Below are 16,098 nucleotides of genomic sequence, written 5' to 3' on the forward strand. Positions count from 1 at the left end.
CGCTTCCAGTCAGGCAACCGCTATCGGCCGAAGGCGGGTCGTGTCCTCGCCGCGATGCAGGGCGCGCGACAGGCGGAAGGAATTGGCGATCCGCTCGGCGAATGCGATGACGACAGCCGCGGGGTCGGGTTCGAACGTGCGCCGCGCCGTTGCCGCGAACAGCGTTAGCCAGCGCTCGAAATGCGCGTCGGAGAGGTCGGGCAGACGAAGATGCGGCGCGAGCGGCCGGCCCTCATAGCGTCGCGTCTTGAGCAAGACCGAGGACCAGAAGTCGCACATCTTGGCGAGATGCTCGGGCCAGCGGCCATCCTCGACCTCGCGGGCGAAGACCGGACCGAGGATCTCGTCCGACTGGACCGCGTCATAGAAGCCGTGCACGAGGCGGCGGATGCCATCCTCGTCGATTCCCTCGGGCGTGCCCAATGTCACGGGCACGCGGCCGCGCGGATCGATCGGCTGGCTCATGGTCTCATTCTCCGGCTCGGGCGGACTTCTGCCGTGCTGTCGGACTGGCGGCCTTGATCAGGATCAAGGCCTTAGCGTCACGCCACGCCCTTGTCCTTCTCGAGCGGCACATAATTCAACGGCAGAGCGGTTGCATATTTGATCTGCTCCATCGCGAAGGCGGAGGAAACATCGGCAATGTCGATGCGCGAGATCAGCCGCTTGTAGAAGGCGTCATAGGCTTCGATGTCTGGCACGACGACGCGCAGAAGGTAGTCCACCTGCCCGCTCATGCGGTAGAACTCGACCACCTCAGGTACGTCACGGATCACCTCGGCAAAGCGCTTCAGCCATTCTTCGTTGTGCTGGCTGGTCGTGATCGAGACGAATACCGTCACCTTCGCATTCACCTTGCGTGGATCAAGCACGGCGACGCGGCGGAGAATCACGCCATCCTCCTCGAGCTTCTGGATCCGTCGCCAGCACGGTGTCGTCGACAGGCCGACGCGTCGCCCGATCTCGGCAACGGGAATGGTCGCGTCCTCCTGCAGGATCTGCAGGATCTTTCTGTCGAGCCGATCGATCATTTCCAGTCGTCCCTGAAGTACCAAACCACGTCAGCGGGACGAATTTTTCGCCTAGGCCGCCTGACGCACGATAGATGAGAATATTATTCTCTCTCTATCCTGTCGGCCTGTCAAGACGACCAACTTGGTCGAGTATGACTCTCCTCAACTCGGGCAACAGCTCCGCCTCGAACCACGAATTTCGTTTGAGCCAGCCCGTGTTGCGCCAGGATGGATGCGGCAGCGGAAAGACGACAGGCGCTTCGGTCCGTTCCACAATGCTGCGCCAGCGGCGAACCGTGTCATCGACACCGCCGTCGGCGTCAGCGCCGAGATGCCAGCGCTGCGCCGCTCTGCCGATCGCCAGAACGAGCGAAACGGCCGGCAGCGCCGCGGCGAGCGACTCCCGCCAGGCGGGGGCGCACTCGCGACGCGGCGGCCGGTCTCCGCCCTTGGCATCCAGCCCCGGAAAGCAGAAGCCCATTGGCAGGATCGCGATCCGGCTTTCGTCATAGAAGGTACCGCTGTCCACCCCCATCCAGTGGCGCAGCCGCGCGCCCGAGCGATCGTCGAACGAAATGCCGGACGCATGCACGCGCGTCCCTGGCGCCTGGCCAGCGATCAGGATGCGCGCCTCGGACGAACCGCGAATGACCGGCCGCGGCTCATGCGGCAGCGGCGCACCGCGCGGCGCCTCGACGCAGAGCCGACAGGCGCGCGCCGCCGTTGCGATGTCGTCGAAACGCGAGGCCGCGCGATGCTCCGACAGAATTTCTTTGGAATTGGTTGGATGCATCATCGCGACCTTGCATTAACCAGCCCATCGAAAGGGGACTTAAACCATCACCGGTTAGGCTCGACATTATCGGCGTGCCGTCACGCCAAGGATGTCTTGTATGCAGGGCGTATCGGAGCTGTTTCCGAACGACAAGATCGTCGTGAACCGCGAGCGCGCGGAGCGGCGGCGCGCCGTCGCGCGCACGGTGCGCCATCATCGCGACAGCCTCGCCTCGATGAGCGGCACGAGCCCGAGCTTCGATCACGAATTGTTGGTCCATTATGCGCGGACACGGCTTTCGGCCGCCTATGCCGTGCCGCTGCTTGTCGCACTCGTCGCACTGGTGGCGACCGTCTGGCTGTCGCATACGATCATTATTTCCTGGGCGGCTACGACGCTGGCGGCGCATTGCGTGGGGACGTTTCTCTGCCATCGCTTTCTCAAAAGTTCCGCAGATCGTGTTTCGATCCGGCGCTGGACCAGAATGTTCGTTGCAACTGAATTCTGTTACGGCCTGACTTGGATCGCCCTGCTCATCGCGACGTCGACCGTTCAGGCGCCTGGCATCGAGATTTTCCAGTTCGCGACCATGCTGACCATCCTGGCGGTCGGCACCATGTTCGCCTCCAGCATTCCCGCCGGCGCGGTCGCCGGCACCGCGCCGATCGCGCTGACCATGGTGGCGCTGTTCGCGATCCGGCAGGACGTGCTCTATCTCGCCCTCTCCTTCCTCTCGATCGGCAGCGAGATCTTCTTCCTGACGCTGTCGCAGCGCCTGCAATCCACCACCATGGGCATGATGCGCTATCGCGCCGAGAAGGATAATCTGATCGCCGAGCTCGGAACGGCCAAAGCGATCTCGGACGAATCGCGCCGGCGCGCCGAGGAGGCGAATCTCGCCAAGTCGCGCTTTCTCGCGACGATGAGTCATGAGCTGCGCACGCCGCTCAACGCCATTCTCGGCTTTTCCGAAGTGATGAAGAATGAGGTCCTCGGGCCGATGCAGAACGCGACCTATCGCGAGTATGCCGGCGACATCCATTCGAGCGGCCAGCATCTGCTGGCGCTCATCAATGAGATACTCGACCTCTCGCGCATCGAGGCCGGACGCTACGAACTCCATGAAGAGGCGGTGACGCTCGCCCATGTGATCGAGGAGTGCGAAAATCTCGTCCGCCTCAAGGCGCGCAACAAGAACCTCAAGATCACGCAACTGCTCGAACCCGATCTGCCTCGGCTCTGGGCCGACGAGCGCGCCGTTCGCCAGGTGATCCTCAATCTGCTGTCGAACGCGATCAAGTTCACTCCGCCGGGCGGAGCGATCGACATCCGCGCCGGCTGGACTGCCGGCGGCGGCCAATATGTCTCGATCCGCGACAACGGTCCCGGCATTGCCCCGGAGGAACTGCCGATCGTCATGTCCGCCTTCGGACAAGGCGCCATCGCCATCAAGAGCGCCGAACAGGGCACCGGGCTTGGCCTGCCGATCGTCCAAGCGATGATGCGGATGCATGACGGCACATTCGAACTGCGGTCTCGTCTGCGCGAGGGCACGGAGGCGATCGCGTGCTTCCCCCGCTCGCGAGTCATGGATCCGCTTCCGCCTGTCGTCGAGGAAGCCGAGCGCCGACGGGCCGCCGCCGCCAGGCCGGCTGACCGCATTCAATCGAGCGGCGGCATCCAGGCTCGGCGAACCGCGGGATAGGTCGTGCCGACCACGAACAGGGCGTCGAGTCGATCGGTGCCCTCAGGCGGCTTGTCCGCTTCACGCGCGACAGGCGGCGTCGGCGTTGCCGGCTCGTCGCTGCCGCTCGCCTGCGCATCCTCCTCAGCCTCAATCCCTGTCGCATCAGCTTCGTCGCCGGGCGAAAATTCGTCGCTATCAGTCGCCATGCCTGCGCCACGCGGCCGCGGAAGGCTTGTCGGCGTCTGAAGGGGTACCTCGCGCGCCACGAGCGTGACGGCGCCTGTCCTCGCCAGCCGGGACCGGTCGACGACGGCGGTCATGCCATCGCATGCCGCGGGCGCGGTGAGCGGCGTCACGATCAGCGCCGCCATACGGCAATCATCCGCGAAGGCGGCCCGATCGAGGGCCAGCGCGACGATGCGGCCGTCAGGCAGGCGACCGACGCAGCCGATGCTATCGCAGGCGGTCCCGGCCTTCAGTGCAGGATCGGCTGGATCACGCGGATCACCATCGGCACGCAGCCAGATTCCGGCGCCGAACTTGTCGATCTTGCGCGCCAGGATCTCATAGCCCCCATCCGCGCCGCGATAAGCGACCGACAACCCGTTTGCAGCGATGATCATGTCGGGCCGCGCCGGCAGGAAGGCCAAGAGTCCGCCGAGCAGCATCGGGCCGATTCCGGCGAGGCGCCAGCGCTCGCCCATCAGCGCAAGCCAGAGAAAGCCGGCGATGAAGATGAGCAGCGCTGCTGCCGACGGCATTGCCGCGCCGCCCGACCCCTCCGACCAGGCCGCGACATGCGACGCGACCACCATCATGCCATCGATGCCGAAGCCCATGACCGCGAGGAAAGGCTGGTCGAGCCCGAACGGCATCAGGAGCACGGCAATGAGCGCCATCGGCATGACCAGGAAATCGACCAGCGGCATGGCCAGCACATTGGCGACGATCGAAAGCGGCGCCATGCGCTGAAAATGGTAGAGCGCGAAGGGGGTGGTGCCGAGGCCGCCAAGCAGCGACGTCACGGCAAGACCGGCGACGAGTGCGGCGGCCCAGCCGAGGACGCTGCGGACGAGCGAGCGCTCGGCTGGCGGCCCGCGCCGGCCGCGCCTGTAGCGCGCCATGGCCTCAAAACCGGCGACGAGCGCGACCGTGGCGGCAAACGACATCTGGAAGCCCGCACCGAGGATGCTTTCCGGCGCAAGCGCCAGGACGATGAAGGTGGCGATCGCGACGTTCCGCATCGATATCGCGCGTCGATCGACGAGGATCGCGCTGAAGACGATGACCGTCATGATGAAGGAGCGCTGCGCCGCGACGTCGAGGCCGGAGATCAGCAGATAAAAGAAAGTGACGGCGATCGCTCCGGCTGCCGCCCATTTCTTGATGGGATGGCGCAGCGCGAGCGTCGGCACGAGGGCCAGCAGCGCGCGGATCATCCAGAACGCGGCGCCCGCGACCAGCACCATATGCAGTCCCGAGACGGAGAGGACGTGCGCAAGGCCGGACTGGCGGAGGTCATCCTCGGCGCGATCGCTGATGCCACCGGGATCGCCGATGATGAGCGACGAGGCTATGCGGCCGGTATCGCCGGAGAGCGCGGCGAGAACGCGAACGCGGATCGCCTCGCGCACAATTTCGAGCGGTTCACGAAGCCGGATGGAGAGCGGCACCGGGCCGAGATCGACCGGCTTCGATGGGCCATAAGCAAAGCCTGTCGCGCCGATCCCTTCATAATAGGCGTTGCGGGCGAAATCATAGCCGCCAGGCAGCGCCGGGCCGGAGGGCGGGCGGAGGCGGGCGAGCATGCTGACGGCGTCGCCGACCCTGGCCGCATCCCCGCGAACGGTGACAGTCACCCGGGTCGGCGGATGGCGGAGTTTCGCGCCCGTGATCGAGGCGACGCGCAGCGTCAGGCGATAGCCGCCGCGCCGCCCTTCCCGCCCCTCCACCCAACCCGTGACCGTCGCCGTGACCTCGCGCTCCAGGATTGGGGTCGCCAGGGCATCGGTCCTCAGTTTCGTGGCGGCAACGCCTGAGGCAAACAAGGACGCGAGGAGGAGCAGGCGGAAAAGCCCTGCGCGCTCGTGGACCCGCCAGGCGGCCACGGCGAGGCCGATGGCGAGCAGCAGAAGCGCAGGCGCGACCGGCTCCGACGGCAGCGCGAAATAAGCGAGAGCGCCGGCGCCGAATGCGACCGCCAGCCAGGGCAGGCCGCGTGCCGCGTCGAGTTCGCGCTCGAGGCTTGCCCCCATGGCCAGCCAGAGCCGATCAATCGCGAAGCCGAAGCCCTGCCACGGTCCGCCCGGGACATGCGACAGCAGGCGGCGACGGCGCCTCGCCGCCGGCCGGTCCGTCGCGACAAGCGTTTCGCGCCGATCGCCCCCGGCCATGATCCCCGCCTTTCGCCCAAGCGCGGCTCCATGCTACATGCTGCGCCCACAAACGCGAACACGCGGCGCAGCCGCCCCGCTCCCCCCAATCATCGCCGCCTGGAATTGCCCAGCCTGGAACCGCCCATGTCCAAACCGGTCGTCACCCGCTTCGCTCCGTCCCCCACCGGCTTCCTGCATATCGGTGGCGGCCGGACCGCGCTGTTCAACTGGCTCTATGCCCGCCACACCGGCGGCAAGATGCTGCTTCGCATCGAGGATACCGACCGCGAACGTTCAACCGAGGCGGCGATCGGCGCCATCATCGACGGGCTGAAATGGCTCGGTCTCGACTGGGAGGGCGAGACCGTGTTCCAGTTCGCCCGCGCCCCGCGCCATCGCGAGGTGGTCGAGGAAATGCTGGCGGCCGGCAAAGCCTATCGCTGCTACTGCACGCCGGCCGAGCTCGACGCCATGCGCGAGAAGGCGCGGGCCGAGGGTCGCTCGCCCCGCTATGACGGCACGTGGCGCGACCGCGACCCGTCCGAGGCGCCTCCCGGCGTCAAGCCGGCGATCCGCATCAAAGCTCCGCTCGAGGGCGAGACCGTAATCGAGGATCAGGTCCAGGGCCGCGTCGTCATCCCCAACAAGGATCTCGACGATCTCGTGCTGCTGCGCTCCGACGGCAACCCGACCTATATGCTGTCGGTGGTCGTCGACGATCACGACATGGGCGTCACCCACATCATACGCGGCGATGATCACCTGACCAACGCCGCCCGTCAGATGATCATCTATGCGGCGATGGGCTGGGACGTGCCCATCATGGCGCATATTCCGCTGATCCACGGCCCTGATGGCGCCAAGCTCTCGAAGCGTCATGGCGCGCTCGGCGTCGATGCCTACCGTGCCATGGGCTATCTGCCGGAAGCGATGCGCAACTATCTCGTCCGCCTCGGCTGGGGCCATGGCGACGAGGAGATCATGTCGACGGAGCAGATGGTCGAATGGTTCGACATCATTGATGTCGGCCGCTCCGCCTCGCGCTTCGATTTCGCGAAGCTCGAGAGCCTGAACGGCCACTATATCCGGACCATGGACGACGCGCGGCTGCTGGCACTCTTCATCGAGACGCTGCCGCATCTTCCGGGTGGCTCTGTGATGGCCGAGCTGCTCGACCAGGCCAAGATCGCCCAGCTCGCCATGGCGCTTCCCGGCCTCAAGGAGCGCGCCAAGACTCTGGTCGAGCTCAAGGACGGCGCCGCATTCATCTTCGCCATTCGCCCGCTCGTCCCCGACGAGAAGGCCGCGGCCATTCTCGATGCCGACGCCCGCGCGCTGCTCGGGCGGCTGCATGAATTGCTGTCGGAAACCGCGTGGACCATCGAGGCGACGGAGGCAGCGGTGAAGGCGTTTGCAGAAGCGGAGGGGCTGAAGCTCGGCAAGGTGGCACAGCCGCTGCGCGCCGCGCTCACGGGTCGCTCGACCTCGCCCGGCATCTTCGACGTGTTGATGACGCTCGGCCGCGAGGAGAGCCTCGGACGCATCGCCGACCAGGCCGTTTAAGACGTCAGAGGCCCCGGCGGGCGGGCGTCCACCGGGGCTTCTGATGGCCCTGCATCTGCGTATGGCGGCCTTAGCTTTTGTCCACTCGCCAGCGCTGTTTTGTCTACCGGAGGGCTGCCTTGCCGCGCTGCGGTAAATGGGCTACGCAATTGCACACTCGTTTCCCTGCGGCACCGTGCCGGCCTTGCTGACCGTCGACGCCCCGGGTTCCCGCCAGAAGAATTTCGCTTTCTCCAAGGGGTTGGCTGCATGACCGAAACCAAAGCGACACTTACGATCGGCGATCAGTCCTGGGACTTCGGCGTCAAGGAGGGGACGATCGGCCCCGACGTGATCGACATCGGGTCGCTCTACGCCAAGACCGGGCGTTTTACCTATGATCCCGGCTTCACCTCGACCGGCGCCTGCGACTCGAAGATCACCTTCATCGACGGCGACGAAGGCGTCCTGCTCTATCGCGGATATCCGATCGACCAGCTCGCCGAGCATGGCGATTTTCTCGAAACCTGCTACCTGCTGCTCTATGGCGAACTGCCGACCGCAGCGCAGAAGGCCGACTTCGACCAGCGCGTCACCTATCACACGATGGTGCACGAGCAGATGTCGCGCTTCTACACCGGCTTCCGCCGCGACGCCCATCCAATGGCGATCATGGTCGGCGTCGTCGGCGCGCTCTCGGCCTTCTACCACGACTCGACCGACATCTCCGACCCGCACCAGCGCATGGTCGCCAGCCTTCGCTTGATCGCCAAGATGCCGACGATCGCTGCGATGGCCTTCAAGTACCATGTCGGCCAGCCCTTCGTTTATCCGCTGAATTCGCTCGATTATGCGTCGAACTTCCTGCGCATGTGCTTCGCGGTGCCGGCCGAGGAATACAAGGTCAACCCGATCCTCGCCCGCGCGATGGACCGCATCTTCATTCTGCACGCCGACCACGAGCAGAACGCCTCGACCTCGACGGTACGTCTCGCCGGATCGTCGGGCGCCAATCCCTTCGCCTGCATCGCGGCTGGCATAGCCTGCCTCTGGGGACCCGCTCATGGCGGCGCCAACGAGGCGGCGCTCAACATGCTGCAGGAGATCGGCTCGGTCGACCGGATCCCGGAATATATCGCCCGAGCCAAGGACAAGAACGATCCGTTCCGCCTGATGGGCTTCGGCCACCGGGTCTACAAGAACTACGACCCGCGCGCCAAAATCATGCAGCGCACCTGCCATGAGGTGCTCGGTGAGCTCGGGATCACTGACGACCCGGTGCTCGAAGTGGCGCTGGAACTGGAGCGCATCGCGCTTAGCGACGACTATTTCATCGAGAAGAAGCTCTATCCGAATATCGACTTCTATTCGGGCATCACGCTGAAGGCGCTCGGCTTCCCGACTACGATGTTCACGGTGCTGTTCGCGGTCGCCCGCACGGTCGGCTGGATCGCGCAGTGGAAGGAAATGGTCGAGGATCCGGGCCAGCGCATCGGCCGCCCACGCCAGCTCTACACGGGCGCCGACCGCCGCGACTACGTCCCGGTTTCGAAGCGGCGCTGAGCGTCTCGACAATTACGAATGAAAGGGCGCCTTCGGGCGCCCTTTTTGTTCGACGCGAAGGTCTATGGGCGAAGTGCGGCCGTGCCGCAACAACCGCCGGAACTTCTTGACTTCGCAAACACAACTATTGCGATACTTTTTCCCATGGAGCAACCATAGAGAGACGTGCGATCACGTGATCGGCACGCATCCTTTGGGGAAGGGAAAGCGCATGCACAGGATTGCCGCGATATCGCTCGTTGCCGGGTTGCTCGCCGGTTGCCAAACTCCACCGCTCTACACGGCCGATATGAGCTTCGCGAAGGCGACAGGCCTTGGCTACTGGAACACAGGGCTGCTGCCCGTCGGACGCCTCTATCTGTGGGACACGAAGAACAACCGGCTGACGCTGATCGCAGACGACATCCCATTGGCAAAGCGACCGACGGCCGAGCCAAAGACTGAGCTGAGCTCGACGAATGTGCAGGGGATCGCCGTAGAGGGATCATTCGGCAGCGACGCGATCAAGACCGCCGTCACCGCAGAGGTCGGACGGCAAGTGGCATTCACGGCCAAAGGCGCCGTGCGCGAACAATACGCCTCGATCTATACCGGGCTGGCGAGGGCCTATAGCGATGCGGTGGCGGCGGGTGAGGATGTCGACACGCATTGGTCGGTGACCGACGCTACGCGCCCGAACTCAGGCCTCTACTATCTGATCATCAGCGGGGTCGTTCGGGCCGACCAGACATCGTTGACGCAGAAGGGGCTGAAGGACGAGAATATTGCCAACATCTCCGTTTCCGTGCCGGGGCTCGGCAAGCCAGTCGCTCTCAAGGTCGTCAACGGCAACGCGGTCGGCTGCAACGGCCCCTCGGCGGCCTGCTTCTTCGAAGCAACCGTGCTCAAGCCCTACATCAACGCCAATCGCCGTCTCGACTTCGCTCCAGCCCGCGACGTCGACGTGAAGCTGCTTCCCGGCGCGTTCAGGGGCGTGTAAGGACCTACCCCTTCAGTCGCTCAAGCGCCGCATCGACCTTGGCGACGAGCGCCTCGGCTTCGGCCAGGCGCTCGCGCTGTTCTTCGATCACCTCTTCAGGTGCGCGGCTCACGAACTGCTCGTTGCCGAGCTTCGCCTGGATCTTGCCGATCTCCTTCGAAGCCTTGTCGCGCTCCTTGCCGAGGCGGGCGCGCTCGGCATCGAGATCGATGACGCCGGCGAGCGGCAGCGCGATCGTCGCTTCGCCCACCACGGTCTGCACAGCGCCCTTCGGCGCAGCGTCGGCGATCGTCACTTCCGCGGCGCGCGCGAGGCGCCGGATCAGCGCGTCATGCGTGCCGAGCCGTGCCTTCGTCGCAGCGCTGGCGCCGACAATGATCAGCGGCACCATGGCGCCCGGCGGAACATTGATCTCCGAACGCACGGAGCGGACCTGCGAAATCAGATCGACGAGCCAGTTGATTTCGTCCGCAGCGGCCGCGTCCTCGAAGGTGAGCGCCGGCCAAGCTGTGAGGATCAGCTGCCGATCACGCGCCTGGCCCTCGGGCGCCGTGCGGCCCCAGAGTTCCTCGGTGATGAACGGCATGAACGGGTGCAGCAGCGTAACGATCCGGTCGAGCGTCCAGCCGATCGCCGCGCGCGTTTCTGCCTTGGCCGCCTCGTCGGCATCCTCGTTCATCAGGACCGGCTTCACCAGTTCCAGATACCAGTCGCAGAACGTGTTCCAGACGAAGCGATACAGAGCGTTGGCCGCATCGTTGAACCGATAGGCTTCCAGCGCCTCGGTCACAGCGCGCGCGGTGCGCGTCGTCTCGGTGACGATCCAGCGGTTAAGCTTTCCGGTCGCCGCGTCTGGATCGAACGCCGCACCATGCACGGCACCGTTCATCTCGGCAAAGCGAGCGGCATTCCAGAGCTTCGTCGCGAAATTGCGATAGCCCTCGACGCGATTGGTCGCCAGCTTGATGTCGCGCCCCTGCGCCGCCATCGCCGTCAGCGTAAAGCGGAGCGCGTCGGCGCCGTACTGATCGATCAGGCTAAGCGGATCGATGACGTTGCCCTTCGACTTCGACATCTTGGCGCCCTTCTCGTCACGGACGAGGGCATGCATGTAGATGTCGCGGAAGGGCTCGGTCTTCATGAAATGGAGGCCCATCATCATCATCCTGGCCACCCAGAAGAAGATGATGTCGAAGCCGGTCACCAACGTATTGGTCGGGAAATAGCGGTCGAGCTCCGCCGTCTCATCAGGCCACCCGAGCGTCGAGAACGGCCACAGCGCCGACGAGAACCAGGTGTCGAGCACGTCTTCGTCGCGTTGAAGGCTGATTTCCAGCACATGGTTCGCATCATCGAGCGCGTCAGCTTCGAACGCGCCGATCACGACCCGTTCAAGGTTGGGCGCGATCGGGGCGCCGCCCTCGGGACCGAACTTGTAATGCCGGTAAGCCTTGTCCCGCGCCTCTTCCTCGCTCGCCGCAACGAAGAAGGCACCGTCAGGACCATACCAGGCCGGAATCTGATGGCCCCACCAGAGCTGGCGCGAGATGCACCAGGGCTGGATGTTCTCCATCCATTCGTAATAGGTCTTTTCCCACGACTTCGGATAGAAGACGCTCCGCCCCTCGCGCACCGAAGCGATGGCCGGCTGGGCCAGCGTATGTGCATCGACATACCACTGGTCGGTCAGATAGGGCTCGATTGGCACGCCGCCGCGATCCCCATGCGGCACGACATGGGCGTGGTCCTCGATGCCTGCGAGATAGCCGCCCTCCTCCATCATCGCGACGATCGACGCCCGCGCCGTGAAACGGTCCAAGCCCTCCAGCGCGTCGACGAGCGCGAGCAGCGCCTCGCCCTTCGGCAGGCCGGCGAGAAATTCGAGATTGCCGGCCAGCGTGACGTTCGCCTCGCGGTCGAGCACCGAGATCATCGGCAGGTTGTGCCGCTTGCCGACTTCGAAATCGTTGAAATCGTGCGCCGGCGTGATCTTGACGGCGCCGGAACCCTTTTCGGGATCGGAATACTCGTCGGCGATGATCGGAATCCGGCGTCCGACCAGCGGCAGGATGGCGAACTTGCCGACCAGATGCTGCCAGCGCTCGTCATCCGGATGAACAGCGACCGCCGTGTCGCCCAGCATCGTTTCCGGCCGCGTGGTGGCGACAGTGATGAACGTTGACGGATCCTCGGGATCGAAGCGGCGGCTTTCGATCGGATAGCGCAGGTGCCAGAGATGACCCTTTGTCTCGACCTGGACGACCTCGAGATCGGAGATCGCCGTAATCAGCGCCGGATCCCAGTTGACGAGACGCTTGTCCTTGTAGATCAGACCTTGTTCGTAGAGCGCGACGAAAACTTTGACGACGGCGCGCGAGAGGCCGTCGTCCATAGTGAAGCGCTCGCGCGACCAATCGGCGGAAGCGCCGAGGCGCTTCAATTGCCCAATGATTGTCCCGCCCGACTCCGCCTTCCAGTTCCAGATCTTCTCGACAAACTTGTCGCGGCCGATCGCGCGGCGGCCCGGCTCCTGCCGTTCCATCATCTGCCGCTCGACGACCATTTGCGTCGCAATGCCGGCATGATCGAGACCGACCTGCCAGAGCACATCGCGGCCGCGCATGCGCTCGAAACGGACCAGGATGTCCTGCAGCGTGTTGTTAAGCGCGTGCCCCATATGGAGCGAGCCGGTGACGTTGGGCGGCGGGATCACTATCGAGAACGGCTTCGCCCCCGGCGCGGCGCCGGCACCGGCCTTGAAGGCGCCAGCCTTGTCCCACGCGTCATAGATGCGCGGCTCGACCGCGGCCGCGTCGTAATTCTTGTCAAGCATGACCGTTTCCGGTTGATCGTCGTTGAGGTGCTGTAAACCGGATGGACGGAGCCAAGTCAACAAAAGGCTCGGTCACACGGCCGGTCGGAAGCCGAAGTTCAATCTCGCAGCGAAGGATGGCGCGCTCAGCGCCCGCGCGACACTCGCTCGATCTCGTCGCGTACGAGCCGCTCGACGAGTGGCGGCAGGTTGGTATCAAGCCAGGCCTTCAGCATCGGCCGCAGCATGTCCTTGACCAGATCCTCGATCGTGCGCGCATTGCCAGAAAGCAATGTCGTGGCGAGATCGCCAAAGGACGCGGTCACGGCGGCATCGGCCGCCGGTGAGAGCAACTGACGGCCGGTGTTGACCTCCTCTACGGGAAGTGCGGCGGCGGCCGGTCGTTTGACCTCGGGGGTCGGACGCAACGGTGCCGGCTCGGGCTTGGCAGTTGTAGCCGGCGTAAACAGCGGCGGACGCTGGAAGACAGGCTCGACGCGCGGCTGCTCGGCCCGCGGCCGCGGCTCCGCCTGCAAGCGGGGCTCGGGCGCCGGCCGAGGCTCAGCCTTGCGCACCGGCTCGGCGGCGATGGGTGTCGGTGCGTCCTGCCGCAAGAATGATGGGACAGGCTGGACTTCCTCGCCCGTCGTCCGGGCACCGAACAAGGCATCGATGGCTTCGGTCGAGATCGAAGAGGCGCCCGTGGCAGCGGTCGGCGCATCCTCACCATCGTCGGAGATGATCCGCCGGATGGAGGCCAGGATTTCCTCCATGGACGGTTCCTGCGCCTGACTGACCTTGGCCATCATCACCCCGTGCCCTGAACCGCCAATGCTACGAATCGCTTGATTCTCATGCGGTTCCGGGTCGAACGCTAGCGAAATCACCGAAGCCGCGAAACTGCGCCCCGGCGTGGTGGCGGCGTTGTGCACGCCTCAATCGGGCATCGGGGCCATGGCAGCCACAAATGAAAGACGCCGGCACGATGGCCGGCGTCGAAGTCTTCTAAAGGATATCGCCAACTAGCGTCCGTCGGGCGTCCTCAGACCGAACCACTTGTCGCGAACGGCGTTGTAATGCTGTTGCGGCTTGTAGGTCGCGACCTTGAGGCCCAGACGATCAGCCGAAAGCGCACCGATCGACGACAGCACCGAATAGCCCGCGACAATGGCGCTTCGCTGGGCGATGACCAGCGTCTCACGGGCCTGGATCAGCGTCTGCTGCTGGTTGAGCACGTCGAGCGTCGTGCGCTGTCCGACCTTCTGTTCCTCGATGACGCCGGCAAGGGCCAGCTCGGAGGCCTTGACCTGCGCATTCGCCGAAACGATCGCCGCGCGCGCCGCGGCAAGCTGGCCCCAGGTCGTATCGACCGAGGCGCGAACCTGATCGCGGGCGCTGTCGAGAAGGATGCGGCGCTGCCCGAGCGTTTCCTTAGCCTGGCGGGCCTGCGAATAGACCACGCCGCCCTCATAGAGCGGAACCGTCAGATTCGCGGTGAGTGAAGCCGAATTGCTCCAGGCACCGACGGAAGACTGCTCGTCCAAATGGGAAACAGAACCCTGCAGCGAGACGGTCGGCAGCAACTGGCCTTCGATCGACTTCACGTTGAAGGCGGCCGTGTCGACATTGAACGAGGCAGTCAGGATCGCCGGGTGGTTCTTGAGGCCGGTCGCAATCGCCGAATCGAGCGATTTCGGCAGCAAGCGATCATTGAAGACCGGGATGACAAGCGACTTCGGCTGCATGCCGATGACCTGCAGATAGGTCGCCTTGGCCGCATTCAGGTTCGAGACCGCGACGTCGTAGTCGGTCTGGCCCTGGCTGAGGCTGGCCTCAGTCTGGGCCAGATCGGTGCGCGTACCCTCGCCAACCTTCAGCCGATCCGTAGCGGCGCGGACCTGCTCCTGCAGGAAGACGATATTCTGCTCGCGCAGCGTCAGGATCGCCTGGGTCTGCAGAACATTGGTGTAGGCGCTCACCGCATCGAGAAACACGTCCTGTTCGGTAGACCGAAGGGACTCGCGTCCGGCAAGCACGGACGATTCGGCCTGTTTGACGTTGTTCTGCGTTTGGAAGCCGCGAAACAGCGGCTGCTCGATGGTGATCCCAGCCGAACGCGGCGTCAGCGTTGCGCTGCCGGCGGAGGAATTCCCGGTCGTGCGCCCGATCGATGCCGTTCCGGTCACGACCGGACGGTAGCCGGACAGCGCCTGCGGAACGCCTTCATCAGTGGCGCGCAGTCCCGCGCGCTGAGCATTCAGCGTCGGATTCGTATTGTAGGTGGAAGCAAGAGCGGCAGCCAGCGTATCCGCGTGCGCCAAAGGAGCAGTCGCCAAAAGCGCGACCAAAGCCACGGACGTCAAAGAGACCCGGGAAAACGACACTATCGAACCTCGGCGTTGCGAGGCGACGTCCCCCTACCGGACGTCCACCAGCGGACAAGACGCCGCTAAGATACGCCGGGGCCGATGACGGTCAAATGGCGTGACCGATGCAACCGTTGATAAAGTGTGTGCTGCGGCGCGAAAGCCACAGCTGACGATCGGTAAAATTTGATGCGTTCGTTACCAAACCGTTGATTTCAGGCCATTTCAGAATACGAACGCCTTCGGGCGCTGGAATTCCGGCAACAGCTTAACATGCGTATTAAACACCGGCCGACCGCTGATCGTTCCGCCCGTCCGCGTGAAAATTGTCGCTTTCGCCGCCAGACCGTTCACGCCGACCACGGCAACGATTCGCCCGTTCTCGGCGAGTTGCTTCTCAAGCGCTTCTGGAACGAACTCGATCGCACCCTCGATGATGATCACGTCATAGGGTGCCTCCGCCGCATGGCCCTCGACAAGCGCACCTGAAACGACGGAGACATTGGCGATGCCGAGACGCGCGAGATTGGCGCGTGTCGCTTCGGCAAGGGCAGGATTCGGTTCGACCGCTACGACCCGGGCAGCGATGCGCGCCAGGATCGCTGACGAGTAGCCGCCGGCCGGACCAAGATCGAGCACGATGTCAGTCGGCTTGATTTCCGCGAGCTGAACGAGGCGTGCAAGCGGCCCCGCCTCCATCACATAACGTGCCGGCTCGCCCGGTGCCGAGACCAGGAGGTCATCGTCGAGATAGGCGAGCGGCTTCAGCGCGTCGGGCAGAAACTCCTCGCGCGGCACGGCGGAGAAAGCATCGAGCACGTCGTAGTCCGTCACATCGACGGTCCGGACCTGGCAATCCACCATCGTCACGCGTGCCTTGGTGAAATCGACCATGATTCCGGGATCCCATATCGATGTTGTGAGTGTTCATTGTTCAATACCGAGCCGCGGCAGGGGTGACAAGCCGCCGCGCCGCGCCGCGGCGC

General features: G+C 64.7%; 12 protein-coding genes. 4 read left to right on the plus strand and 8 right to left on the minus strand.

The window, feature by feature from the left end; all coding sequences use genetic code 11:
* Positions 1-9 precede the first annotated feature (9 nt).
* From BUB39_RS15520 to BUB39_RS15530, 3 genes are all read right to left on the minus strand, one after another.
* Complete coding sequence (locus BUB39_RS15520) at positions 10-465, minus strand: group III truncated hemoglobin (RefSeq protein ID WP_073055009.1); 456 nt, start codon at positions 463-465, stop codon at positions 10-12.
* 77 nt (positions 466-542) lie between these two features.
* Positions 543-1,028 carry an Lrp/AsnC family transcriptional regulator gene (locus BUB39_RS15525; protein WP_210187093.1) on the minus strand — a complete coding sequence of 162 codons (486 nt, stop codon included), beginning with the start codon at positions 1,026-1,028 and terminating at the stop codon, positions 543-545.
* Between the two features lie 97 nt (positions 1,029-1,125).
* Complete coding sequence (locus BUB39_RS15530) at positions 1,126-1,809, minus strand: uracil-DNA glycosylase family protein (protein WP_073055013.1); 684 nt, start codon at positions 1,807-1,809, stop codon at positions 1,126-1,128.
* 97 nt (positions 1,810-1,906) lie between these two features.
* On the opposite strand from BUB39_RS15530, the gene BUB39_RS15535 reads away from it, so the two are divergent.
* Positions 1,907-3,493 (plus strand): sensor histidine kinase, encoded by a 1,587-nt coding sequence (locus BUB39_RS15535; RefSeq protein ID WP_073055015.1) that lies wholly within the window; start codon positions 1,907-1,909, stop codon positions 3,491-3,493.
* Here the strand turns inward: BUB39_RS15535 and BUB39_RS15540 are convergent.
* Positions 3,451-5,868 (minus strand): ComEC/Rec2 family competence protein, encoded by a 2,418-nt coding sequence (locus tag BUB39_RS15540; protein ID WP_073055017.1) that lies wholly within the window; start codon positions 5,866-5,868, stop codon positions 3,451-3,453. The two genes, BUB39_RS15535 and BUB39_RS15540, sit on opposite strands and share 43 nt — an antisense overlap.
* A gap of 126 nt (positions 5,869-5,994) precedes the next feature.
* Between BUB39_RS15540 and gltX the strand changes: the two genes are divergently transcribed.
* The 3 genes from gltX (at position 5,995) to BUB39_RS15555 (ending at position 9,934) form a co-directional block, all read left to right on the plus strand.
* Positions 5,995-7,413, plus strand: a complete 1,419-nt coding sequence (gene gltX, locus BUB39_RS15545; RefSeq protein WP_073055019.1) for a glutamate--tRNA ligase — start codon at positions 5,995-5,997, stop codon at positions 7,411-7,413.
* Positions 7,414-7,662: 249 nt separating this feature from the next.
* Entirely contained in the window at positions 7,663-8,955 is a 1,293-nt protein-coding gene (gltA, locus tag BUB39_RS15550) for a citrate synthase (protein WP_073055021.1), read from the plus strand.
* Positions 8,956-9,166: 211 nt separating this feature from the next.
* Positions 9,167-9,934, plus strand: a complete 768-nt coding sequence (locus tag BUB39_RS15555) for a hypothetical protein (RefSeq protein ID WP_073055023.1) — start codon at positions 9,167-9,169, stop codon at positions 9,932-9,934.
* Between the two features lie 4 nt (positions 9,935-9,938).
* On the opposite strand, the gene BUB39_RS15560 is transcribed toward BUB39_RS15555, so the two are convergent.
* From BUB39_RS15560 to BUB39_RS15575, 4 genes are all read right to left on the minus strand, one after another.
* The gene (locus BUB39_RS15560) at positions 9,939-12,767 is read right to left on the minus strand and encodes a valine--tRNA ligase (protein ID WP_073055025.1); all 2,829 of its coding nucleotides are present in this window, start codon (positions 12,765-12,767) and stop codon (positions 9,939-9,941) included.
* A 125-nt stretch (positions 12,768-12,892) separates the two neighbouring features.
* On the minus strand, positions 12,893-13,678 hold the full coding sequence (gene popZ / locus BUB39_RS15565) for a PopZ family protein (RefSeq protein WP_280174663.1): 786 nt from the start codon (positions 13,676-13,678) through the stop codon (positions 12,893-12,895).
* Between the two features lie 90 nt (positions 13,679-13,768).
* Positions 13,769-15,067 carry a TolC family outer membrane protein gene (locus BUB39_RS15570; RefSeq protein ID WP_244540266.1) on the minus strand — a complete coding sequence of 433 codons (1,299 nt, stop codon included), beginning with the start codon at positions 15,065-15,067 and terminating at the stop codon, positions 13,769-13,771.
* Between the two features lie 270 nt (positions 15,068-15,337).
* Complete coding sequence (locus BUB39_RS15575; protein WP_073055029.1) at positions 15,338-16,006, minus strand: protein-L-isoaspartate O-methyltransferase family protein; 669 nt, start codon at positions 16,004-16,006, stop codon at positions 15,338-15,340.
* Positions 16,007-16,098: the final 92 nt, after the last annotated feature.

It is taken from the genome of Kaistia soli DSM 19436 (assembly GCF_900129325.1).
Lineage (GTDB): Bacteria > Pseudomonadota > Alphaproteobacteria > Rhizobiales > Kaistiaceae > Kaistia > Kaistia soli.